Annotated in this window: 20 protein-coding genes; 16 read left to right on the forward strand and 4 right to left on the reverse strand. The window is 59.9% G+C overall.

Going from position 1 to position 24,559, the window contains the following annotated elements; genetic code table 11:
* Nucleotides 1–57 precede the first annotated feature (57 nt).
* The 4 genes from AC1RQ9_RS08660 (at nt 58) to fdhA (ending at nt 7,497) form a co-directional block, all read left to right on the forward strand.
* Nucleotides 58–3,249, forward strand: a complete 3,192-nt coding sequence (locus AC1RQ9_RS08660; RefSeq protein ID WP_485986475.1) for an efflux RND transporter permease subunit — start codon at nt 58–60, stop codon at nt 3,247–3,249.
* The gene (locus AC1RQ9_RS08665) at nt 3,249–4,436 is read left to right on the forward strand and encodes an efflux RND transporter periplasmic adaptor subunit (RefSeq protein ID WP_485986476.1); all 1,188 of its coding nucleotides are present in this window, start codon (nt 3,249–3,251) and stop codon (nt 4,434–4,436) included. Before AC1RQ9_RS08660 ends, AC1RQ9_RS08665 begins: the two co-directional genes overlap by 1 nt.
* The gene (locus AC1RQ9_RS08670) at nt 4,433–6,019 is read left to right on the forward strand and encodes an efflux transporter outer membrane subunit (RefSeq protein WP_485986477.1); all 1,587 of its coding nucleotides are present in this window, start codon (nt 4,433–4,435) and stop codon (nt 6,017–6,019) included. The genes AC1RQ9_RS08665 and AC1RQ9_RS08670 overlap by 4 nt, the downstream gene beginning before the upstream one ends.
* 293 nt (nt 6,020–6,312) lie before the next feature.
* Nucleotides 6,313–7,497 carry a formaldehyde dehydrogenase, glutathione-independent gene (gene fdhA, locus AC1RQ9_RS08675; RefSeq protein ID WP_485986478.1) on the forward strand — a complete coding sequence of 395 codons (1,185 nt, stop codon included), beginning with the start codon at nt 6,313–6,315 and terminating at the stop codon, nt 7,495–7,497.
* Nucleotides 7,498–7,504: 7 nt separating this feature from the next.
* Here fdhA and AC1RQ9_RS08680 read toward each other — a convergent pair whose 3' ends face one another.
* Nucleotides 7,505–7,909 (reverse strand): winged helix-turn-helix transcriptional regulator, encoded by a 405-nt coding sequence (locus AC1RQ9_RS08680; protein WP_485986479.1) that lies wholly within the window; start codon nt 7,907–7,909, stop codon nt 7,505–7,507.
* A 112-nt stretch (nt 7,910–8,021) separates the two neighbouring features.
* On the opposite strand from AC1RQ9_RS08680, the gene AC1RQ9_RS08685 reads away from it, so the two are divergent.
* Nucleotides 8,022–9,086: an SDR family oxidoreductase gene (locus AC1RQ9_RS08685; RefSeq protein ID WP_485986480.1), complete on the forward strand. Its 1,065-nt coding sequence runs from the start codon at nt 8,022–8,024 to the stop codon at nt 9,084–9,086.
* A gap of 321 nt (nt 9,087–9,407) precedes the next feature.
* Here AC1RQ9_RS08685 and AC1RQ9_RS08690 read toward each other — a convergent pair whose 3' ends face one another.
* The gene (locus AC1RQ9_RS08690) at nt 9,408–9,977 is read right to left on the reverse strand and encodes a recombinase family protein (RefSeq protein WP_485986481.1); all 570 of its coding nucleotides are present in this window, start codon (nt 9,975–9,977) and stop codon (nt 9,408–9,410) included.
* A 265-nt stretch (nt 9,978–10,242) separates the two neighbouring features.
* Between AC1RQ9_RS08690 and AC1RQ9_RS08695 the strand changes: the two genes are divergently transcribed.
* From AC1RQ9_RS08695 to AC1RQ9_RS08715, 5 genes are all read left to right on the forward strand, one after another.
* Nucleotides 10,243–10,899, forward strand: a complete 657-nt coding sequence (locus tag AC1RQ9_RS08695) for a hypothetical protein (protein ID WP_485986482.1) — start codon at nt 10,243–10,245, stop codon at nt 10,897–10,899.
* A gap of 35 nt (nt 10,900–10,934) precedes the next feature.
* Entirely contained in the window at nt 10,935–13,127 is a 2,193-nt protein-coding gene (locus AC1RQ9_RS08700) for an EAL domain-containing protein (protein ID WP_485986484.1), read from the forward strand.
* Between the two features lie 54 nt (nt 13,128–13,181).
* Nucleotides 13,182–15,407, forward strand: a complete 2,226-nt coding sequence (locus tag AC1RQ9_RS08705) for an EAL domain-containing protein (RefSeq protein ID WP_485986485.1) — start codon at nt 13,182–13,184, stop codon at nt 15,405–15,407.
* 249 nt (nt 15,408–15,656) lie between these two features.
* A complete protein-coding gene (locus AC1RQ9_RS08710) occupies nt 15,657–16,508 on the forward strand; it encodes an SDR family oxidoreductase (protein ID WP_485986487.1) in 852 nt (283 codons plus the stop codon).
* 183 nt (nt 16,509–16,691) lie between these two features.
* Complete coding sequence (locus AC1RQ9_RS08715; RefSeq protein WP_193731888.1) at nt 16,692–17,099, forward strand: tautomerase family protein; 408 nt, start codon at nt 16,692–16,694, stop codon at nt 17,097–17,099.
* Nucleotides 17,100–17,155: 56 nt separating this feature from the next.
* Here AC1RQ9_RS08715 and AC1RQ9_RS08720 read toward each other — a convergent pair whose 3' ends face one another.
* Both AC1RQ9_RS08720 and AC1RQ9_RS08725 read right to left on the reverse strand, forming a co-directional pair.
* Nucleotides 17,156–17,821 carry a hypothetical protein gene (locus AC1RQ9_RS08720; protein ID WP_485986489.1) on the reverse strand — a complete coding sequence of 222 codons (666 nt, stop codon included), beginning with the start codon at nt 17,819–17,821 and terminating at the stop codon, nt 17,156–17,158.
* A gap of 94 nt (nt 17,822–17,915) precedes the next feature.
* Nucleotides 17,916–18,185: a hypothetical protein gene (locus AC1RQ9_RS08725; protein WP_485986491.1), complete on the reverse strand. Its 270-nt coding sequence runs from the start codon at nt 18,183–18,185 to the stop codon at nt 17,916–17,918.
* 45 nt (nt 18,186–18,230) lie between these two features.
* Between AC1RQ9_RS08725 and AC1RQ9_RS08730 the strand changes: the two genes are divergently transcribed.
* The 6 genes from AC1RQ9_RS08730 (at nt 18,231) to AC1RQ9_RS08755 (ending at nt 24,364) form a co-directional block, all read left to right on the forward strand.
* Nucleotides 18,231–18,503 carry a hypothetical protein gene (locus AC1RQ9_RS08730; RefSeq protein WP_485986493.1) on the forward strand — a complete coding sequence of 91 codons (273 nt, stop codon included), beginning with the start codon at nt 18,231–18,233 and terminating at the stop codon, nt 18,501–18,503.
* A gap of 307 nt (nt 18,504–18,810) precedes the next feature.
* Entirely contained in the window at nt 18,811–20,244 is a 1,434-nt protein-coding gene (locus AC1RQ9_RS08735) for a sugar porter family MFS transporter (RefSeq protein WP_485986495.1), read from the forward strand.
* Between the two features lie 314 nt (nt 20,245–20,558).
* Nucleotides 20,559–20,963, forward strand: coding sequence for a hypothetical protein (locus tag AC1RQ9_RS08740; protein WP_485986541.1), 405 nt, complete (start codon nt 20,559–20,561; stop codon nt 20,961–20,963).
* A gap of 660 nt (nt 20,964–21,623) precedes the next feature.
* A complete protein-coding gene (locus AC1RQ9_RS08745; RefSeq protein WP_485986497.1) occupies nt 21,624–22,856 on the forward strand; it encodes a GTP-binding protein in 1,233 nt (410 codons plus the stop codon).
* On the forward strand, nt 22,849–23,181 hold the full coding sequence (locus AC1RQ9_RS08750; RefSeq protein ID WP_485986499.1) for a DUF6525 family protein: 333 nt from the start codon (nt 22,849–22,851) through the stop codon (nt 23,179–23,181). The genes AC1RQ9_RS08745 and AC1RQ9_RS08750 overlap by 8 nt, the downstream gene beginning before the upstream one ends.
* A 169-nt stretch (nt 23,182–23,350) precedes the next feature.
* Nucleotides 23,351–24,364: a zinc-dependent alcohol dehydrogenase family protein gene (locus AC1RQ9_RS08755; RefSeq protein ID WP_485986501.1), complete on the forward strand. Its 1,014-nt coding sequence runs from the start codon at nt 23,351–23,353 to the stop codon at nt 24,362–24,364.
* Nucleotides 24,365–24,559 lie beyond the last annotated feature (195 nt).

Below are 24,559 nucleotides of genomic sequence, written 5' to 3' on the forward strand. Positions count from 1 at the left end.
GTGGCGCGTGCCCACGGTGCTGCGCGGTTCTTCGTGCTACAGGGAATTATCCATCCCATGAATGCCATCGTAGTGACCGCACTGCGTCGGCCCTATACCTTTGTGGTGCTGTCGATCCTTATCGTGGTCTTTGGCATCATGTCGGTATTGCGCACGCCGACAGACGTGTTCCCCAATATCAGGATACCGGTCGTATCCGTTGTCTGGACCTATGGCGGCATGCTGCCAGAGGAATTCGCCGGCCGTATCATCTACAATTACGAACTGATGGTGACCTCGACCGTCGAGGGCATCGAACATATGGAAAGCAGTTCGTATTACGGACGCGGTATCGTCAACATATACTTCCAGCCCGGCACCGATATCGGCAAGGCGGAAGCGGAAGTCACCGCCATATCGCAGACGGTCATAAAACAGCTGCCCGAAAACATCCCGTCGCCCATGGTGATGAGCCTTGATGCATCATCCGTGCCGGTACTCACGCTGCAGGTCACGTCTGACAAACAGACACCATCCGACCTGTTCAAGCTGGCGATGATCCGCGTGCGCCCGCTGCTGGTCACCGTGCCGGGTGCGGTGGTGCCGCAGGCCTATGGCGGGATGGACAGCTTTGTCATGGTCGCGCTGAACCAGCAGCAGCTTCAGGCGCACCACCTGTCGGCCATGGACGTGCAGAACGCCCTGCGCGGGCAGAATATCGTGCTGCCGGCGGGGGACCAGAAAATCTCGGCCACGGACTGGATGGTGCAGACCAACGCGACGCCCCGATCCATGAAGGAACTGGGCGATATCCCGGTCAAGCGCGTGGGCAACGCCGTGATCTATGTCCATGACGTGGCCGAGGTCTATCGCGGCGGCCACCCGCAGACCAACCTTGTGCTGGTGAAGGGCCAGCAGGGGGTGGAAATCGTCGTGATGAAAAGCGGCGATGCCTCGACGTTGGATGTCGTGGCGGGGGCCAAGGCGCTGCTGCCACGTATCCAGAAACTGCTGCCACCAGATGTGAAGGTCAGCATACTGGGCGATGCCTCGATATTCGTGAAGGATTCCATTTTCGACGTCGTGCGCGAAATGCTGACGGCCGCCGCCCTGACCGGCATGGTGGTGCTTCTGTTCCTGGGGTCGTGGCGACCTACGGTCATCATCGCGACATCCATCCCGCTGGCCATCCTGTGCGCCATCATCGGCCTGCACTGGGCGGGGCAGACCATCAATGTCATGACGCTGGGCGGGCTTGCGCTGGCGGTGGGCATCCTGGTGGATGACGCCACGGTGATGATCGAGAACATCGACGCGCATCTGGAAATGGGCAAGGCGCTGGAACCCGCAATCATTGACGCGGCCAACCAGATTGTCATTCCCACCTTTGTCGCCACCACCTGCATCTGCATTGTCTGGCTGCCGCTGTTTGGCCTGAGCGGGGTCGCGGGCTGGCTGTTCATGCCCATGGCCGAAGCCATCATCTTCGCCATGATCGCGTCCTTCATCCTGTCGCGCACGCTGGTGCCGACCATGGCCAAATACCTGCTGGCCGGTCACAGTGTTGCGGGACACGGGGATTCCCACCATTGCGAACCGCAGGTGCATAACCTGCAATACCCCAAACGGCTGCCCGAACGCTTCCAGCAGGCGTTTGAACGCGGGTTCAACACCTTCCGCGAAAACTATGCAGGCGTGCTGGAACGCGCGATTGCGGGGCGCAGGCGGTTTGTGGGTGTGTTCCTTGGGGTCTCGGTCTGTTCGCTGGGGCTGTACCTGATCGCGGGGCGGGATTTCTTCCCTGAAACCAAATCGGGCACGATCCAGATGCACATGCGCGCGCCGCTCGGCACCCGGATCGAGGTGGCAGGGCGCGAGGCATCGCTGGTGGAAGACCGGATCAACCAGCTGTTCCCCGGCAGGGTGGACAGCATGATCGAAAACTGCGGCCTGCCCGAAGGTGCCCATAACCAGGCCTTCATTCCCACGCCGACCATCGGCACGCAGGATTGTGATATCACCATTGCGCTGAAGGATGAGGAAACGCCGGTATGGGATGACCGCACCATCCTGCGCCACGACCTGTCGGCACGGTTTCCCGGCACGGTGTTCACCTTCCAGCCTGCGGACCTGACCGCCAAGATCCTGAACTTCGGCTCCCCCGCGCCCATCGACATCCAGATTTCGGGGCCGGACCTGCGCGACAATTACGACTATGCCCGCCTGCTGGTGAACCGCCTGCGCGCAGTGCCCGGCGCGGCTGATGTCGTAATCCAGCAGACCATGAAAACGCCGACCCTGTTCGTGCAGGGCAACCGCACCTTCGGTCAGGCCACCGGCATGACGGAAGCCGACCTGGCCAATAACGAACTCATGACCCTGTCGGGCAGCCAGACGGTGGACCCGCAATACTGGCTGGACCCGGCCACGGGCATCACATTCCCGCTGAATGTGTACGTGTCACAGGACCAGCTGACGCATTTCAACAACCTCATGACCATTCCGGTGGACAAGGGTGATGGCGACCCGCAGGGGCGGCACATGCAGCTGCTGGGCGGTATCAGCAATGTCAGCGCCACGGGCACACCGGGGCAGGTCTCGCACTTCAATTCCATGCCGGAAGTCGACATCTATGTCTCCGCCGAGGGCGCGGATCTGGGGCAGGTGACAACCGGCGTGCAGCACGTGCTGGACCAGACGCGGGGCAACGTGCCGTCCACCGCCGCCGTGGTGGTGCGCGGACAGACCGAAACCATGCGCCATGCCTATGTCGAACTGGTGTTCGGGCTGGTGGTGTCGGTGCTGCTGATCTACCTGCTGATCGTGGTCAATTTCCAGTCATGGCTGGACCCGTTCATCATCATTACCGCATTGCCCGGCGCATTGGCGGGCATCGCATGGGCGCTGTTCCTGACGCACACCCGCCTGTCGGTCCCGGCACTTACGGGGGCGATCATGTGCATGGGCACGGCGACCGCCAATTCCATCCTTGTGGTGTCGTTTGCGCGTGAACGGATCGAGGAACATGGCGATGCGCTGCGCGCGGCGCTGGAGGCAGGCTACGGCCGTATCCGCCCGGTGCTGATGACCGCACTGGCCATGGTGATCGGCATGGTGCCCATGGCCATGAGCAATTCCCAGAACGCGCCGCTGGGCCGCGCCGTCATTGGCGGGCTGCTGGTGGCCACTGTCTCCACGCTTTTGTTCGTGCCCTGTGTTTACGCAATTTTGCACAACCGTCCGTCCCGTGTCCGGGGGGAAATGAAGTGATGTCCACCCAGAACAACAGAAAAATCATCATGCTGGCCGGTGCCGCCGTCGTCGCGGGGTGGTGCGGGTACCTGCTGGTCGGGCGGGTGCAGCATGCAGCCGCCCTGCGGCGGGAGGCCGCCATTGCCTCCGTGCCCGATGTCATGGTCATCGCGCCGCGCCGGGAAGCCCGCCACGTCAGCCTGGACCTGCCCGGCACCATCGAGGCCTGGTACCAGGCCCCGATCTACCCGCAGGCATCGGGCTATGTGCGCATGTGGTACAAGGATTACGGTGCGCGGGTGGCGGCTGGCGACGTGCTGGCGGAAATCAACACCCCCGGCCTTGATGCCCAGTTTGCGCAGGCGCAGGCCGACCTGCAGTCATCACAGGCCAAATACGACCTTGCGGTGGTGACAGCCCAGCGCTGGCGGCTGATGGGCAGGTCACAGGCGGTATCGGGCCAGTCGGTATCGGTTCAGGACGCTAACGAGAAATCCGCCGCCGCCGACCTGGAGGCCGCGCGCCACAACCTTGACCGCTACGCCGCCCTTGAACGCTTCAAGGTCATTGTCGCCCCGTTTGACGGCGTGGTGACGGAACGCGACATCAACGTGGGCGACTACGTGCATGAAGGCGGCGGCAACCTGAATGCGTCGGGTGCGGCCAGTGAACTGTTCAGCGTGGCGGATACGCACCGGATGCGGCTGTTCGTCTCGATCCCCGAAAACATGTCCTACATCCTGCAGCCCGGCCTGCAGGCCAGCGTGCAGGTGCCGCAGTTCCCCGACCGGCGGTTTGAGGCGAAGTTCCTGACCGTATCGGGCGGCTATGACCCCGACACCCGCACCAGCGTGAGCGAGTTCGTGATCGACAATACCGACCACGCCCTGTGGCCCGGAACCTTTGCCGCCGTCACCCTGAGCGCCCCCGAACAGGCCACCCACCTGACCATACCCACCGGCGCGCTGGTGTTTCAGGAACACGGCATGCAGGTGGCCGTGGTGGATGCGCAGGACCACGCGCATTTCCACACCATAACCGTGGGCCGCATGGGCGACGGGGCGACACAGGTGCTGTCGGGCATCGCGCCCGATGACCGGATCATCGACAACCCGCCCGCCGACCTGCTGGAAGGCGAACACGTGCGCGTGACCCAACCCGTGGCCGGATACAGCAACGACACCGATGAAAAGGACGATGAATGATGGCCCGTACCCTCCGCCGCGCCATGGGCATGGGCGGCGTGTGCACCCTGTCGCTGCTGTCACTGGCGGGGTGCGACCTGGCCCCCGCCTATCACGCGCCCAGTTACGTCATTCCCGCGACATGGCAGGGGCAGGCCCCGTTTGGCGTGGCCCATCCCATGGACGACACTATTCCCGCGCAGTGGTGGGAAAGCTTTGCCGACCCGCAGCTTGATGATCTGGAAACCGCCGCCATGGCCCATAACGGCGACCTGCAGGCCGCCAGCGAGCGCTTTTTGCAGGCGCGCGCGATCGTAAGCGAGGCACGGGCCGACCTGCTGCCGCATTTTGGCGTGGCCTTTGGCGGCAGCAACAACAAAAGTTCGGCCGAGCGTCTGTTCCGCTACAAGGGACCGATTACGGATTCAGATGAATTCTATGGCGGCATGGCATCGTGGGAACCGGATTTCTGGTCTTCCATCCGCAACCGGGTGCGCCTGCAGAAGGATTATGCGCAGGAACAGGCGGCACAATATGCCGCAGCAAGGCTGAGTTTGCAGGCCGAACTGGCCAGCGACTATTTCACCCTGCGCGGGCTGGATGCGCAGGCGGCGATCTATAGCCAGTCGATCCGGTATTATCAGGAATCCCTGCGCGTGACCCAGACACGGCTGGTGGATCAGGCGGCGTCACAGCTGGATGTGGCGCGCGCGCAGAACCAGCTGTACACCACGCAGGCCCGCCTGCTGGACATCCAGGCCCAGCGCGAGGTGATGGAACATGCGGTGGCCGTGCTGGTCAACGTCGCCCCGTCATCCTTCCATATCGCGGCGGATGCCCACCTTAACACCACCCGCTTCGGGCTGCGTGCCCCCATGCCGTCCGACCTGCTGCAGCGCAGGCCCGACATTGCCATGGCCGAACGCCAGATGGCGCAGGCCAACCGGGCCATCGGCATCGCACGCGCCGCGTTCTACCCGCATGTATCCTTCCAGATGAACGGGGGGTTTGATGATAACGGCTTCAACCTGGCCAACCTTGCCAACTCCATGTGGTCCTATGGCGCGACCGTAACCATGCCGGTGTTCGAAGGCGGCCTGCGCCGCGCGCAGCTGCAGCAGAGCTGGTCCGCCTACCGTGAAACCCGCGACCATTACCGTGTCACCATCCTCAACGCCTTTCGCGATGTGGAGGACGGGCTGTCGCGCACCAACCGGCTGGATGGGGAAAACGGCCGCCTGCGCGCCGCAGTCGGCGCCGCCAGCCAGACACAGGACATTACCATGAACCTGTACAAGGGCGGCCTTGCCACCTACCTTGACGTCCTGATCGCACAGGTCAGCACGCTGGATGCGCGCATACAGCAGGCCGAAATCCAGACCCGTTACCTGCAGGCGCAGGTCGGCATGATCCGTGCGTGTGGCGGGGGATGGGATGCGGCCAGCCTGCCCGCGCCCAACAAACTGTTCGGGGTTGACCCGCTACAGTATTCCGGCCTGCACAACGCGCCGCCCGTGGGCGACGTGCCCGCGCCACACAGCCACGGCCCCGACCCGGATGACAACCTGACCCGGCCCATGCTGTCGCCCGGCATGGGGCAGTAAGCAAAAACAGATAAAAGTTTCCGGGCGCCGCCTTTTTCCAAAAAAGGCGGCGTTCCCTGAAGCTTTTTGCAAAAAGCTTCACCAAAAACTGCTTTATTCATGACTGACCGTCATGCTGCGGCCAACGGGTTATCCCGATGCATAAATATGGAACCTGCAAAAACACAAAACCCGCAGGCAGGACCGGCGTTACCTGAACCCGGACATATATGGCGGCGGGACATGCGATTATTTGCGCGCCCGTAAATAATGGCGACATGCCGCTTCGCATCTCACGGACAAGGAACAGGACAATGGGCACAAATCGCGGTGTGGTCTATCTTGGGCCAGAACATGTGGAAGTGCAGGATATCGCCGACCCGAAAATGGAAACGCCAGCGGGCCGCCGTATCACGCATGGCGTCATCCTGAAGGTGGTTTCAACCAACATATGCGGATCGGACCAGCACATGGTGCGCGGCAGGACGACCGCACCGAAAGGCATGGTGCTGGGCCATGAAATTACCGGCGAGGTCATTGAATGCGGCAGCGATGTCGAAATGGTGCGCAAGGGGGATCTGGTCTCGGTCCCCTTCAACGTGGCCTGCGGGCGGTGCCGGTGCTGCCGCGAGGGGGATACGGGCGTCTGCCTGACGGTCAATCCCGGCCGGGCGGGCGGCGCGTACGGGTATGTTGACATGGGTGGCTGGATCGGGGGGCAGGCGAAATACGTCATGGTGCCCTATGCCGATTTCAACCTGCTGCGCTTTGCCGACAGATCCATGGCGATGGAGCGTATCCGCGACCTGACCATGCTGACCGATATCCTGCCCACCGGCTTCCACGGGGCCGTGACGGCGCGGGTGGGCGTGGGGTCGGTGGTCTATGTTGCGGGGGCCGGGCCGGTGGGCATGGCGGCGGCGGCATCCGCGCGCATCCTGGGGGCTGCGGTGGTGATGGTGGGCGACCTGAATGAAGAACGCCTGGCCCACGCCCGCAAGGTGGGGTTCGAACCCGTTGATTTGCGCCAGCATGACCGGCTGGGGGACATGGTGGCCCAGATTGCAGGCACGCCGGAGGTGGACAGCTTCATCGACGCGGTTGGCTTCGAGGCGAAGGGATATGGCGGCAACGCCAGACCCGCCATCGTGCTGAACCAGGCCATGGAGGTGACCCGGCCCGCCGGGTCGGTCGGGATTCCGGGGCTGTATGTAACCGAAGACCCCGGCGGGGCGGATGAAGCGGCCAGGACGGGCAACCTGATCCTGCGCTTCGGGCAGGGATGGGCCAAGAGCCTTGAATTCCACACCGGCCAGACGCCGGTGCTGCGCTACAATGCGCGTCTTATGAACGCCATCCTGCACGGGCGGCTGCCCATTGCCGACATTGTCAACGCAACTGTCATCCCGCTGGAGGACGCGCCGCAGGGATATCGTGATTTTGATCGGGGGGCGGCAAAGAAATTCGTGCTTGACCCCCACGGCATGCTGGCGGCGTGAAACCGTATCAGGGCGCGTCGCGCGCCTGTGCCGTGGCCATGTTGCGGTCCACCTGATCCAGCAGGTCCGCATGCTGCGCGCCCCAGCGGTAGAGCATCTCCAGCGGTTCGACAAACTGCCGACCCAGTTCCGTCAGCCGGTATTCGACCACCGGTGGCATGACCTGCATGATCGCGCGTTCCACCAGCCCCATGCGTTCAAGGTCGCGCAGGGTCTGGGTCATCATCTTCTTCGACAGGCCGGGCAGGGCGCGTTGCAACTGCCCCGGGCGCGATACGCCATCCATCAGGTGCAGCGTATGCATGATCATGGTGGTCCATTTGCCTGAAAACAGGCGCAGCAGGCGGCGCGGCGCACAGTCCTGCGCAAAGGGTGCGTGGCGGTAGGCGTCGGGCAGGGGGGCGATATCCATGGGCGGCCTTATGGGAACGTTCAGGTGACCAGGGCACGAAAAGGTGCCGGATTGCCTTTTATGGCGTTTGCCAACAGCGTGTGAAGCCCACACCCATCCATGGAGGATCACAATGTCCCACAGGGCGCTTGTCATCGGTGCGACCGGTATTGTCGGCCAGAACCTTGCCAACCGTCTGGTCGCGGAGGGCTGGAGTGTTTACGGCCTGGCGCGGCGGACGGAAAACCTGCCCGGCACCATCATGCCCGTCGCGGCCGACGCGCTGGACCCGGACAGCCTGCGCACGGCGCTGGCCGGTATCGTGCCGACGCATGTGTTTTTCACCACATGGACCCGCCGCGAAAGCGAACGCGAAAACTGCATCGTCAACAGCGCGATGGTCCGCAACGTGTTCGCTGCCCTGCCACGTCCGCACGCGCTGGTACATGCCAGTCTGGTGACCGGGCTGAAACATTACCTTGGCCCGTTCGAAGCCTATGCACGGGGCAACCCGCCACAGACACCGTTTCGCGAGACCATGCCACGTCTGCCAGCGGAAAATTTCTATTACAGCCAGGAAGATGTCCTGTTCGAGGCCGCCGAGCGGCTGGGCATTGCATGGACGGTGCACCGCCCGCATACGGTTATCGGGTATGCGATCGGCAACCTCATGAACATGGGCACGACGCTGGCGGCCTATGCCACGCTGTGCCGCGAGACGGGGCTGCCCTTCGTCTTTCCCGGCTCGCCCGTACAATGGGAGGGCCTGACGGACGTGACCGACGCCCGCCAGCTGGCCAGCCAGATCCTGTGGGCCGCCACCAGCCCGGCCGGGCGCAACCGGGCGTTCAATGTCGTCAATGGCGACGTGTTCCGCTGGAAATGGCTGTGGGGGGAACTGGCGGCATGGTTCGGTATTGATCCCGCCCCGTATCCCGGCCACGCCACATCACTGGAACACATGCTGGCGGACAAGGGACCGCAATGGGCCGATATCGCGCAGCGCCATGGCCTGCGGGACGCCGTGCTGGGCCGGCTTGCATCGGCATGGCATACCGATGCCGACCTTGGCCGTCCCGTTGAATGCGTGACCGATATGAGCCTGAGCCGCAGGCTGGGCTTTACCGGGTATCAGTACACGCCTGATTCCTTCTTTGACCTGTTCGAACGCCTGCGGGCCGGGCGGTACATTCCCTGAGGGCGTGTTGGAAAAGGTCGCCTTTTGATAAGAGACTGTTTGAAAACAATATGTTACTAAAAAAATTCCGGGTGCCGTCTTTTTTCAAAAAGGCGGCGTTCTTCCGAAGTTTTTTGGAAAAAGCTTCACCAAAAACTTCCTTCAGCTTTCAGGTGCCTGTCATGATCTGACTTTTCAAACAGTCTTTAAAAAGGCGGCATCTGGCAAATTTTATTTATCAGTATTCTGTTTTCAGACGGTCCCCACCAAGACAGGCAGGATGCCATACCTTAATGAGGCGGACCGGACATTGATCCAGCCCATAAAATATGGACATGGAATTCAGCTTTCCCTGCTGCGGTATTTGGAAATTACGCGGTAGATGGTGGCCTTGTGCACATTGAACCGATCCGCCACTTCCGCAACCGGCAGGCCCTCCTGCGTGACCATTCTATATATAGCGGCACTTTCCGCCGGGTCGAGTTTGGCCGGACGCCCCATATGAATGCCACGCTGACGGGCGTTCAGGCGGCCCATCGCCGTGCGTTCACGGATCAGGGCGCGTTCAAAATCGGCTATGCCCGCAAATACCGTCATGACAATGCGGCCTTCGGACGATGTCGTATCCATCCACGGTTCACAGATGGAGCGTAGCCCGACATCCCTGCGCCGCAGGGATTCCGCAATTTCCAGCAGGTGCTGCGTCGATCGCGCAAGCCGGTCGAGCCGGTACACGATGACGATATCGCCCTTCGTGACATCCTGCAGAAGGCGATGCAGCGCGGGCCGCTTCTTTTCATCTTCCAGCAGGGAATCTTCATAAACCGTTTCACAGCCTGCGTCATGCAAATGCCACACTTGAACGTCAAGGGTGCATTCATCCGTACTTACACGCGCATAACCGATCAGCATTCTATCATCAAATCAGAATTGAATTTCAATCAGCTATGGTAATCAAAAACGGCCAATGTGAACAGCCGTTATCATAATAGTTCCACATAAGTTCGCTTTTTCTCGTACAGAACGATGGAACACTAAGGAATATATTCCCAATATTCAATTAAAAACGCATTTATATATGTATGACAAAATATGTTGCGTTAACGGATGGTAAATAGTATTTAGAATACCACTTCTCGAAAATCTTAAACTTCTGCGAAACGGGATATCAGACCTCATGAGGCGCCGAACAGACAGAGTTCCCGACCTGCCCGATACTGAATTGGATCAGGAAATTCGTGGTGGTCTGTTTGTCCTGCGCCATACCCTGATGAAAGTTGCACAGGATGCATCCATGTTCGGCAGTTATGCCAATGCTTCGGAACGGCAGGTGGTCGGGGCGGGCACATGGCTGCGGAAATCGCTGGCCGATATTGCCCGCACCTGCCAGCGTGACTATGTTTTGCGCGGCGGCACGATGGAATTCGACAGCACGGGCGCGCTCCATATCCTTTGGGTGCGCGTCACGGCGGCGACGGGCGGGGGCAGGCTGATCCTTGGCCCCAAATCAGATGATTCCGGCCTGCTGCTGATTGATGTCACCCCGAATGACGAAATCGGCGACACCACCGTATCCATTACCTTCAGGGGTGTCGCCCGCCTGACCGTCACGCACGATGTCGATACGGATATTACCCTGATCGGCCTGCTGAGTGGCGCACAGACCAAACTGGACTGCAATACATGGGCGGTGGTCAGGCTGCGGGGCAATGTCTGTGGCCTGTCTGAAGAAAACAGCCAGTCCATTGCCACAGACGATGGTTGCGGCAGCCTTTACGTCCGTCATTACATGGCGGGGGATACAAACGAAATCTGCTTTACTGTCAGAAAATAAGACTATTCCGGTATCGTTAGCAGACAGTCACGAACATGAAACAGAACGCATCCCTTTTTTCAAAACCATATCATTCCCTGTCCGGAACAAATGCGCTGCAGGTCCTGCATGGCGCCACGGATGGCGTTGTGGTGATTGATGAACGTAACCGGATCGTCTTTTTCAATGCAGCGGCCGAAAAGCTGTGGGGATATACCCAGTCCGAGGTGATCGGCTATAACGTGAACATGCTGCTGCCCGCCGGCATGCGTGATGAACACGATGCCTTTGTCGAACGAAACCGCAGCACCGGCATCAATACCATTATCGGCACATCGCGTGAGATCCGGTTTGAAAACCGGGCAGGGGAATACGTGGCGGGTGAACTGGCCCTGTCCATGATCACGCTGCAGCCTGACCTGCGCAAATACTACCTGGCCACCATCAAGGGCATGCCCGAGGAAAGCCACCGCAGAAACCTGCAGGCCCTGCAGAATACAGTCTTCCGTGCCCTTTCGACCGACATGAGCGTGCGGGACATTGGCGACCTGATCTGCCGCGAAACGGAAACATTCGTTCCCGATACCGTTGCCGTGCTGATACTGGTGGAAAAGGACCGCCGCCTGCGCGTCCTGTCGGGTGCCGGTTTCCCCCGGCGCTATGCCGCGGCGGTGGAAAACATCACCCTGTCGGATGCCGATATCGCAGCCCTTGCCCGCAACCCGGCCCATGCGGGGACGCTGGTATGGAAAAGCTATTCCTCGCTGGGCCGTTCTCTGGGGCTGCACCACTGCCGTGCTTCGGCCATCGTGTCGCCAGATGGGGCGGTGACGGGTATTTTCGGCCTGTTTTCACGCAACCCCGATCAAAAGCCAGACGGGCCGGACACGATTGTCAGCGGGTGCGTGCCGTTCTGCGGCGCGGTGATCGAACAGTACGAAACCCGTCAGCATATTGCGCAACTGGCCAGTTACGATCCGCTGACCGGCTTCCTCAACCGTTCGGCCGCGCATGATGTCCTTGCCAGACTGGTCGGGCAGCCGGGGGACAACCATTTTGCCGTGCTGCTGTTGAATGTCGACCGGTTCCGCGACATCAATGAAGCATTGGGGCATGGCAATGGCGACCTGCTGCTGCGGGCGCTGGCCACCCGCATGCGCACGCTCAGCCCCGACAGTTATGTCCCCAGCCGGTCCAGCGCCGATGAATTCATCATCATACTGCCCGACACGCAGCCCGATACCGCGGTCGCATTCGTCACGACCCTGCTGAAGGGACTGACGCAGCCGGTTGAGATCAGGGGCAATTACATCGTGCCGTCCGTCAGTGCAGGCATCAGCATGTTTCCCCATACGGGGCCGGACAGTGAATCCCTGATCGGGCTGGCGGAAACCGCCATGCGGCAGGCCAAGAAGGACGCACCGGGCACATACCGTATCGCGACACCGGCGCGGCATGATGCGGCGCGCGAACGGCTGCTTCCGGGCAGGGCGATGCGCGAAACCCTGCAGCGCGGCCTGCTGCACCTGCATTACCAGCCACAGGTCAGGACGCGGTCCGGGCACCTGTATGGCGTGGAGGCACTGCCACGGTGGCACCATCCGCATCTGGGCAACATCTTTCCCGCCCGCTTCATTGCCGTGGCGGAAGACACCGGCCAGATCGACACCATCGGCACCTGGGCGCTGGAGGCCGCATGCCGCCAGATCAGCGCATGGGACCGTGACGCCATCCATGTGCCCACCGTGGCGGTCAACCTGTCTGCCGGGCTGCTGCGCAAGCGCCATCTGCCGGAAATGATCGCCAGCATGCTGGAAACCTGCCAGCTTGCGCCACAGCGCCTGACGGTGGGACTGACCGAACAGGTCATGATGGATGACGATGCGGATACGATGGCGGTGCTGCATGCCATCCGCGCACTGGGCGTCGGGCTGTCCATGGATGATTTCGGCACGGGGTCTTCCAGCCTGTCGCGCCTTGCCCGCCTGCCGCTGAGCGAGATCAGGATCGACCACAGCTTCATCGCCAACCTTGAACACGACGCCAATGCGCAGGCCATGACCACGGCAGTGATCGGCATGGGCGGCATGCTGGGCATGACGGTGGCAGGCGGCGGTGTCGAAACCGAAAGCCAGAAGACCCTGCTTGAACGCCTGCATTGCGATGTGATGCAGGGGCACCTTTTCTCCCGCCCGTTGACAGCCACCGAACTGGGGCCATGGGTGCGGGACCGGATTACGAAGCAATAAAGTAATAAAAGACCATAATATTTTACATATTCATAATAAATAAAGGAGAGAGAGATGGGAAAGGAAGTTTTTCCGGTAACGGAAGAAAACGTCAATTCCGACATCTGCGTGGACATGCTGCAGCAGGCACGTGACGGCGTCATCATTATCGATGACCGCAACTGCATCGTCTTTTTCAACCAGGCGGCGGAAAAGCTGTGGGACTATACCGCGGCGGAAGTCATGGGGCGCAATGTCAAATGCCTGGTGCCGATGGAATACCGCGGCAAACATGACGGCTTCATCGCGCATAACCGCGAAACGGGCATCAACCGCATTGTCGGCACATCGCGTGAGATCACGTTTGAAAGCAAGAACGGGGATTACGTCTCGGCCGAGATGTCGATTTCCACCGCGCTGATTGGTCCGGATAAAAAACGGTATTACATGGCCTTCATGAAGGGCGTGACCGAAGAAAGCCATCGCAGGAAGCTGCTGGACCTGCAGAATACGGTCTTCCGCTCCCTTTCGGGGGACATGCTGATACAGGACGTGGCCGACCTGGTGTGTGACGGCGTGGAGGAATTCGTGCCCAATTCCGTCGCCGTGCTCATGCTGCTGACGCCGGAAAATACGCTGCAGATCCTGTCCGGGTCGGGCCTGCCGCGCCGTTTCGCCACGGCGCTGGAACACATGACGCTGACGGATGCCGATATTGCCGCGCTGGCCAATGATCTGGATGAAGCCAGTTCGGTCGTGTGGGAAAGCTATCGTTCGGTCGGGATCTCGCTCGGGCTGAATGACTGCTGGGCTTCGGCCATCAAGGCGCCCAATGGCAAGATATCGGGCATTCTGGCGCTATATTCGCGCAACCAGCACAAGGTGGCGGACTGGCCCCAAAAGATCGTATCCGGGGCCGTGCCGTTCTGTGGCGTTGTGATCGAGCAGTACGAGGCACGCCAGCATATATCCCAGCTGGCCAATTATGACCCGCTGACCGGCTTCCTCAACCGCAGTTCGCTGCACAAGGTGCTGAAATCCATGATCAGCCAGCCGGGCGACAACCGCTTTGCCGTGCTGCTGATGGACCTTGACCGCTTCCGTGACATCAATGACGCGCTGGGGCATGTGCAGGGGGATACGTTCCTGAAGGCCATTGCCGAACGGCTGAAGAAACTGTGTCGCAGCAACTATGTCCTCTCACGCGCGGGCGGGGATGACTTTGTTATCGTCATACCCAACGCCACGCCGGACATGGCGGTCGATTTCACCAAAACCATCATCACCGCCATGCAGCAACCGCTGGATGTCGCGGGCAACCAGATTTCCGCGTCCTTCAGCACCGGGATCGCGACCTTCCCCGAAAACGGGCCGGATGGTGAATCCCTGATCAGCCATGCCGAAATAGCCATGCGGCAGGCCAAGAAGGAAGCGCGCGGCAGCTACCGCCTGGTCAGCACGATTGACAGCAAGGACGCGCAGGACCGGCTGGTACTGGGCAGCGCGCTGCGGGATTCCCTGTCCAAGGGCCTGCTCAACCTGCATTACCAGCCACAGGTCGAAGCCCGCACGGGGGAGATCTATGGCGTGGAAGCACTGGCGCGGTGGAACCATCCCACGCTGGGCAACATCTTTCCCTCCCGCTTCATTGCCGTGGCGGAGGAGACGGGACAGATCGAGGCCATCGGCCGGTGGTCGCTGGAGGAAGCCTGCCGTCAGCTTACCCGTTGGGAAAGCGAGGGCGTGCACATACCCGTCGTGTCGGTCAACCTGTCAGCGGCCCATTTCCACAACCGTGGCCTTGTGCCGATGATCGCGGGACTGCTGGAAACATACGGACTGGCGCCTGAACGCCTGACGGTGGAAATAACCGAAAGCGTGATGATGGAGGAAAGCGAGGAGACGATGAATGTCCTCGCCTCCATCCGCAAGCTGGGCGTCGGCCTGTCCATGGATGACTTCGGCACCGGTTTTTCCAGCCTGTCGCGGCTGACACGCCTGCCGCTGACGGAAATCAAGATCGACCGCAGCTTCATCATGAACCTTGAAACCGACCCGAATGCGCAGGCCGTCACCACTGCCGTGATCGGTATTGGCAACCGGCTGGGCATGACGGTCGTGACCGAAGGGGTGGAGACGGAAGCCCAGTATGACCTGCTGGAAAGCCTGCATTGCGACGTGCTGCAGGGCTACCTGTTCGCGCGCCCCATGTCGGCCACCGATCTTGCGGCATGGGCGCGCCAACCCCGGCTGCTCATGCCCGCAATGGTCAGGAAAAAAGACGAAGGCAGCCAGTCATGACCGCCTGAATCCGGGCAGGCACAACAATACGGACAGCAATGTGATCGGGACCACGGTCCCGGCCGCCGGGTTGCGGATTGCTGCCGGAAAACGCCTGCGGGAACAGCAAAAACTACGGGGGGCAGCAGGTGGCACCCCCGCTTTTTATCAAACCATCCGCACACTGGACCATTAACCATCATGCACAGGCCACCGCGCATCCCGCGCGGCACGGCACGACGACCCCATGCATGAAACGGAGTGGCCACCATGAACAGGACCGTCCTTATCACCGGTGCCGGAACAGGATTTGGCAGGGAAATCGCCCTGCGGCTGGCGGCACGGCAATGGACCGTTATCGCGGGTGTTGAAATCCCGTCCCAGATCTTCCAGCTGGAACATGAAGCCGAACAGCGCGGCGTGGTCGTGCAGGTTGAAAAACTGGATGTGACCGATGCGGCGGATCGCGCGCGGTTCAGCCTGCTGGATGTTGACGTACTCCTCAACAACGCGGGCATCGGGGAAGGCGGCTCCATGGTTGACATACCCGAAGCCCACCTGCGCAGGCAGTTCGAGGTCAACGTGGTCGGACCGGTCATGCTGACGCAGGCCATCGCCAGACGCATGGCGGCACGCAGGGCGGGGAAGATCGTTTTCATGTCGTCGTGCGCGGGGCTGACCTCGGACCCGTTTACCGGGGCCTATTCCGCATCCAAACATGCCATCGAGGCCATCGCGGAAGCACTGGGCAAGGAATTGCAGGAATTCGGTATTGCTGTGGCGACCGTCAATCCCGGCCCGTTCCTGACCGGTTTCAATGACCGTATCTTTGATTCATGGAAAAGCTGGGACAAAAGCCTTTCGGACAATCTGTTCGATTACGAACGCATTGCCTATCCCTACAGGCAGTTTGACATCAAACCGGTCGTTGACACCACGATTGGCGTGATCGAAGGCACGATTGACACCTATCGCAATGTTGAACCCAGACAGAATATCGAAATGCAGCGCAAACAGATGGATGCCGCATGGACCCGCAGATATGACGAAAACCTGGGCAAACGCTTCCCGCTGGTTGAAACCTGCTATGACATGCAGCCCGGCACGCCGGTGGAGGAATAGCGCGGTCCCTTCATGACAGGCTGCCCGCACAACGCTTCACCAAGAACTTTCCTATGATCCAGGCGATATTGCAAAGGCAGGCTTCGACATGGGGCAGGGATCGCAGGCCGTGATTGACCACGAACCGCGTCCACACCCATCCCATGGCGGGGTTGCCTGTCGCCTGAAACAGGGATTGCTTACATGCCTCTTATCCGTTTTGACATGCTCGAAGGCCGTTCCGAGAAGGAACTGACCGCCATACTGGACGCCGCCCACCAGGCGATGCTGGACGCTTTCGGCGTGCCGCCGCGTGACCGGTACCAGATCATATATGAACACAGGAAAAGCCGTGTGCGCATTGAGGATACCGGACTGGGCATTGCACGTACCGATGATGTCATGATCATATCGGTTACCACGCGCCCGCGCACGGTTGATGAAAAAACCGCGTTCTACCGCCTGCTGACCGAGGCCCTGACCACGAAGTGTGGCATCGCCGCCAGCGATGTCATGGTCAACTACGTTGAAAACACGGATGCCGACTGGTCATTTGGCAATGGGGAGGCACAGTTCCTGACCGGAAAGCTGGGCGCGCCCAAGGTCTCGTGACGTAAAGGGGGGACAGGGCCGGGCCTTTCATACCCGGTCCTGTCTGTGTCAGGGCATCATTCAACATTGGCCGGGGCCATGATATAAAGGGATTCAGGCGACATGATAAAAGTCTTGTCCTGTTTACTGACAATGGACCCGACAACCTGCATGTTGCATATGTCATGCGTCATGTCGGAACACTTGACAATCGCCTTGCGCAGGTCGCTTCCATCAGCGACATCCTTTACGCTGAATCCCAGATACTGATAATCACCGGCCGTACTGGATTCCAGCGCGGCCTCCGTCGATATGACGCAGACATTGTCGCTCAGGACACATGATCCGCGGCCATTGACCTGGATATGCTTGCCTATGATGGAATTCCCGGCAGCAATCACGTCAATGATACTGTAAACCGGTGTTACAGACCGGGCCTGCGCCGCGGGCGACGCCGCCGCCTTGGCCGCCTGCTGCGCGGCCATGAAGTTTTTCATGTCCTGATCGGTCGCGGCATCGATGCATGGCTGTCTTAATGCGACATTTGTCCGGAACGCCTCATTACATCTGCGCCCCATGTATTCCAGCGCGCCCTGCGACTGCACTTCCTGTGCATCGGCAGGCGTGGCAAATTCACTATTGGCAATGTCCCGGCCGGTGCGCTGCGCAAACTGCTCTGGTGTTTCCTGTGTCCCGGCATCCTGGGCCTGCGCGGTTGAGGCACCGGCCAGTAATACAAACATGGAAAATATCAGTCTATTCATATTTCACCTGTAATAAATAAGGATATACCATAATTTTTCATGACCGGCCATGCTTTCAGGGGGGCACCATACTTCATGCCCACCAGCACGGAAAGCCATGCCCGCAACGCATGCTGATGTTCATGCAGGGCCAGATGAAAGATGACAGGAACGCCCCCCGTAATGCGCACCCCGTGACCACGGCGGCCCATCCGTCACCCGCACCACGGTCCCATGCCCGGTCATCAATCATGACCTGAACCCGTTTCCATCCGTTGCTGAACGATACCGTGTCGTTTATATGGAGCCGGAACAGTGCCGGTACATCGCGTACACGGTCGGCACGGATCGGATCGATATGCATGAAAAGGGGACATTCATGGCCAAAAGAACACAGATACACAGGATCATGACAGTATTCATCAATACATCAGGAGCGTGCGCCCTGCTTTTATCGGGAGTGAATACGTGCCTGGCCGCCGGGACAACACGCGCGCGCGAAGCGCATGCGTGTGAAAAAGATGCGTTCAGGTTCTGCGGCACGGACATTCCCAACAAGAAAAAAATTGCAGCCTGCCTGCAGGCCCACCGTGAACAGTTGCGCCCTGCCTGCCGCGCCCTGTTTCCCGTTGCCGGAGCACAGCCCGGAAACAACACACAGGACACGCACATCGTGGACTAGCGGCCAGCACAGCGGGGCAGGGGGGGTACAGGCGGAAACCGGCGCAGCAAATATTATTTCATGCCGGCCGCAATGCAGTGGGCACTGTCTGGGGAATAGGCCCAGTATCAGAAACCCGTTCCGCCTGGCACGACAGAAATGACAAAGCACAACAGGAAACGGAGCGGACAGATTTCCTGACATTTCAGAGATTATGCAACCCGACAGGTGCGCCAGGTGTTTTCTGGTTTCATGGCACGGAAGAAAAGGACAGCTTTCCGTGCCCGTCCTTTCAGGAGAACACGGTCGAAAGACTGTGGATGCATGAATGAAAACGCTTACAGACGCGCAGAAGCTGGTTACGAAAATTGTCATGGTTGTCACGATGGGTGCGCTCGCATTCGGCTATGATACAGGGGTGATTGCGGGCGCGCTGCCGTTCATGCAGCTTCCATCCACACAGGGCGGTCTGGGCCTGACCCCGTTAACCGAGGGACTGGTTACGTCCGCACTGGTGCTGGGGGCGGCCATAGGTTCGCTGCTGTGCGGCATCATCGCGGACCGGGTGGGGCGACGCGACAGTCTCATGGGGTTGTCCGTCATCTTCATGATCGGCGCGATCGGCACGTCACAGGCCCCCACGGTCCCGGTCATGGTGGTGATGCGCGCCATACTCGGCTTTGCCGTGGGCGGCGCGTCCGCCCTTGTCCCGATGTTCATTTCGGAAATGGCGCCCCCCGGCAGGCGTGGCCGTCTGGTCAGCCAGAACGAGATGATGATCGTGACCGGACAGTTGGCCGCCTATGTTCTCAGCGCCCTGCTGGCGCGGTTTTCGGGCGCCAATGATATCTGGCGCACCATGCTTGCGATTGCGGCCGTCCCGGCCTTCCTGCTGGGGCTTGGCCTGGTGTTCGTGCCGCGCTCCCCGCGCTGGCTGGCCAGCCGTGGACGGACCGAAGAAGCGCGGCAGGTGCTTGAACTCATCCGCTCGACCGACCGGCAGGTCAGCAGGGAAATGGGGGAAATCAAAGCACAGGTGAACGAGGAATCCGACCAGATGGGCTGGCGCGAGGCCATGGGCACGGTCTGGATCCGGCGCCTGCTGCTGGTCGGGATCGGGCTGGGGTTTTCCGCCCAGTTCACCGGCGTGAATGCCTTCATGTATTTTACGCCGATCATCCTGCGCCAGACCGGCCTGGGCACCCAGGCGGCCCTGACCGCGACAATCGGCGCGGGTGTCGTAGCCGTCATCGCGACCTTTCTGGGGATATGGATGATCGGGCGGTTTCCGCGCCGTTTCACGCTTCTGGGTGGTCTTGCCGGTGTCGTGTGCGCGCATCTGGGGTTGGGGGCGACGCTGCTGTTCATGGCGGGATCACCCATGCAGAGCATGGTGGCGCTGGGCTTCATCCTTCTGGCCCTGCTGTTCATCCAGATGATGGTCTCCCCCCTTTACTGGCTGCTGATGTCGGAACTGTTCCCTATGCGCGCCCGCGGTATCCTGACCGGGCTTAGCGTTGCCGCACAGTGGGTTTTCAATGCCACGGTTTCGTTCCTGTTCCCCGCGGCCCTGCACTGGATTGGCGCATCGACCTTCTTCGCCTTTGCCGCGATCAACCTGGTTTCCCTGATGTTCGTGGCACGGTTCCTGCCGGAAACGAAAGGCATGTCGCTGGAAAAGCTGGAAGGACACCTGGAAGATCATTTTTCCCCCGACGCCCCTGCCGCCGGCAACCCGCATGGTCTGGCGCGTGGCCTGTAACCCGGCGGGGCAGGTGATTACGAAAAAATAATGAACTCCACCATTCGCCCTGAATATACCACTTTATTGAAATGATAATCATTTTCATAATATAATTTCATGCAAATTCCTGCCCACAGGCCATATATTCAGGTTCGCGTCAGGTTTTCCTGTTATACGTCAGGATGTCATCATCATGATGATGCAGGCTTTATGTATGATGGGGAACAGACGCAGTCATGCGAAAGATATTCCTGGCCACCGTGTATGCCGTCTGCGCTGTCGTCATGACAGCACAGGCCGCCCGGGCAGAAAGCGGAACAGAGGGCGTATGCATGACCGTAGGTCAGGGCATCCGCCTGCATGTGGACGGCATGTATGGCGGCTATCCCCATTCCGTACTGCGTGACGCCGTGCTGCAGGGCGTGGCCTGCCCATCTGGCCAGGCGGAACTGCATGCCTTCAGCATGGTTGCCGCCCCGTCGCCCCACATGCATATTTTCGTCACGCGCCCCATCGGTCAGGGGCAGCAGGGGGCGATTTCCGCCCGGCTGTTTTCACACGGGCATTTCGTGATCGGGGAACGCATGTCGCTGTCCCCGCTGGCGCGATCGCAGTCCCCGTTTTCGGTTACTTCTGACATCAATCTGATGATGGCGCGCCTGTGGAGCGATCTTGCCGAACGGGTCAGCCATGACGGGCATGCGCCTGCTCAGCCAACAGTTCAGCATTTCGGCTGACCGGCCCTTGGGTCATTGATTGCAATAGGGGGGATCGGACACGTCGTGTCGTGACGGGGGAAAGAGCCTGAGGTGGCATTCGGTCATTTCACCGATCCGGCAGGTCATGCGCCCGGCGGGGACGCCCTGCCGGTCATCATCATGATCTAGGTCCGATCGGTTGTGGTTAGCACTACAGTTGCAGTTTATTTTCCGGGCCAGAAAAACGAAAAAATTGCGGTTTTTCTCGCCGTAGACAGCCTGAAATTCGAGCCTTCTGCAAAGTATAGGATCCATGAACAATTAACGAACAAAACAAACTGCAACTGCAGTACTGGAAATCCGTTGCCGCATATTCCACAATCCGTATCATCCGGTCCATTCATACGCGTTTCAGATGACCGGAATCCCGCACCCACAGACACGGGTGACACAGAAGAGGTCATCAGTGATCGGGGCCATGACAGCAACCGGATCAGGCTGTTTCTCATCGCACGGAATATTACTGCCTACCTGACATCCTTCCTGAATGATGAAACAGGCGCTTGTGTCGATGTTCCGGAACGGCGCCGGCATGGCGTAATGCTGGCGGGTCGGGGCAGGCCTGTCTCATTTCGAAGCCCTTCAGGTATTGTTATATTATAACATTGCATATAGGCTTGATGGATCGCAACCGAATGAATGGTGTCCGTCATGCGCGAAAGACTTCCGGTAACGGTTCTTTCCGGCTTTCTGGGAGCTGGAAAGACGACGCTTCTCAACCACGTGCTCAATAACCGCGAGGGGCGAAAAGTCGCGGTGATCGTCAATGACATGAGTGACGTGAACATTGACGCGGACCTGGTGCGCGACGGCAGCAACCTGTCCCGGACGAACGAAACGCTCGTGGAAATGAGCAATGGCTGCATCTGCTGCACGTTGCGTGATGACCTGCTGCACGAAGTCCGGCGGCTGGCGGAAGAAGGCCGCTTCGATTACCTCCTGATTGAATCGACAGGAATTGCGGAACCCCTTCCGGTTGCGGCGACATTCGAGTTTCGTGACGAGGCGGGCGAAAGCCTGTCCGATATCGCGCGGCTCGATACAATGGTAACGGTGGTTGACGCCGCCAACCTGCTGAAAGATTACGCCTCGACAGATTTCCTGCGCGACCGGGGCGAGACGGCAGGTGATGGGGACGACAGGGCGCTGGTTGACCTGCTGGTCGAGCAGATCGAGTTCGCGGATGTGGTGGTCCTGAACAAGGTCTCAAGTGCAACCGCAGCACAACGCGAGACCGCGCGGCAGGTCATCCAGGCCCTTAACGCCGATGCGGATATTATCGAAACGGATCAGGGCATCGTGCCCTGCGCGCGCATTCTGGATACACACCGCTTCGATTACGACCGGGCGCACAAGCACCCGCTGTGGTACAAGGAACTGTTCGAATTCCACAACCATGTTCCCGAAACCGAGGAATATGGCATCCACACCTTTGTCTGGCGTGCCCGCCGCCCCTTGGTGCCCGAACGCTTCAAGGCCTTTATCGACTCTGCATGGCCGGGCGTGATCCGGGCGAAGGGCCATTTCTGGCTGGCGACCCGCCCGCAATGGGTGGGCGAACTGGGGCAGGCCGGTGCGCTGGTCCGCACGCAGGCCATGGGACGCTGGTGGGTGACGATACCAAAAGACCATTGGCCGGACAGCGATGAATGGCGCGACCTGATCCTGTCGAAATGGGACCCGGTTTATGGGGACCGCCGACAGGAAATCGTATTTATCGGCACGGCAGAAATGGACGATGCCGGCATTGCCGCGGTTCTGGATGCCTGCCTTGTACCCGACTTTGATGTCGAGCAGTTCAATCCGCTGCCGTTCGCCCATCTGCCTGACCCGTTCCCGGCCTGGGAGCAGGGAGAAATGGCGGATGCGTAAGGTGAAGGCAGATAACGAGCGGACATTACGCCACGAGATGTGGCGGCGGTATGCGGGGGATGACTGGGCCGCATTCGACGCGCTGCCCGCCGCAATCCGCCAACGGATAGCAGCACATGCCTATGATGCCTGGTCGGTCAACGTCATGATGCTGTGGCAGCATTACAAACGGCTCTATGGACGCACGATGCGCGCCGAACGGGCATTGATCCGCTATCTTGATTATTGCGAGAGGCTGGAGCGGGAAGCATTTGCTTCACGCTACCATGAAGCCCACGGCATGGCCCTGCCGCATGACGCGGCCTGCGTGACAGTCCTGAGATGAAGCTGGCACCCGGCACGGCAGTGGCATTTCGTGATGGATCGGGAAAATTTCTGGCAATACAGGGAAATAAAGATGTGTTCTGCATAAGATTTCATGCCATGGCCTGACGTTGGAAATGATCCGCTGTCTCTGATATCCCGGTCATGAGAACAGAAAGGAAAAACCGGTCATGGTCAGGACAATAGTGGTGCAGCCCCCTGGTGGTTTTGAAAACGTAACCATCACGGAACAGGCGGCAAGGGCGCCTGCCGGGGGTGAAATCAGGGTAAAGCTGCATGCCTCATCCCTCAATTACCATGATTATGCCGTTGTAAGCGGCATGTGGGGGCCGACTGTTGCGCGTATTCCCATGGCGGACGGGGCTGGCGAAGTGGTTGAGGTTGGCGCGGGTGTTACGGAATTCGTACCCGGCGACAGGGTGGTCAGCACTTTCTTTCCTACCTGGCTTGCTGGCGCACCGCAGGTGATCGGATTTACGACGGTACCGGGTGATGGGGTTGATGGCTATGCGCGTGAAGAAGTCACGGCGTCCGCGACCTCATTTACGCATGCCCCGCGCGGCTGGACCCATGCCGAGGCCGCGACACTGACCACGGCGGGCCTGACCGCATGGCGTTCCCTGTTTGTCGATGACCAGGTCAGGCCTGGCAGTACCGTACTGGTTCAGGGAACGGGTGGTGTATCGATATTTGCGCTTCAGTTTGCCAAAATGGCTGGGGCGACAGTTATCGCCACCTCCTCCAGTGACGAAAAACTTGAACGCCTGCGCGAACTTGGGGCCGATCACCTGATCAATTACCGCAACGATCCCGCATGGGGTAAAACGGCATGGGACCTGACCGGCGGGAAAGGGGTCGACCATATTATTGAAGTCGGCGGTGCCAGGACCCTTGAACAGTCAATGGAAGCCATAAGGGTGGGGGGACATATTTCCACCATCGGCATTCTGAGCGGGGTTTCAGGTCAACTGGAAATTGTACCGATGTTGCTGAAGCAGTTCTGCCTGCAGGGCGTTCTGGTCGGGTGCCGGGCGAATCAGCAGGCAATGGTAAAGGCGTTTGACAGCAACGCCATCCGGCCCGTCATTGACCGTATATTCCCGCTGGAAAATATTGTGGACGCTTTCAGGTATCAGGAAAGTAACCGGCATTTCGGCAAGATATGCCTTGAGTACCAGAAATAAGCCAGGCCACCCTTTATTTATTGGGCGGATTGACCCGGTCGGCAGGGAACAGTCCATCCATGCTTCTGACCACGATCCAACCCGGCCAGATGCCGTTTCAGGCAGTGTCGTCCTGCACGCAGCACTTTTCCCGCAAGCGATACATGACTTCCCACCACGCGGAACCCGCGTGCATCGCCGGATACCCCGCCCTGA

Source organism: Komagataeibacter ossonobensis, assembly GCF_057359305.1.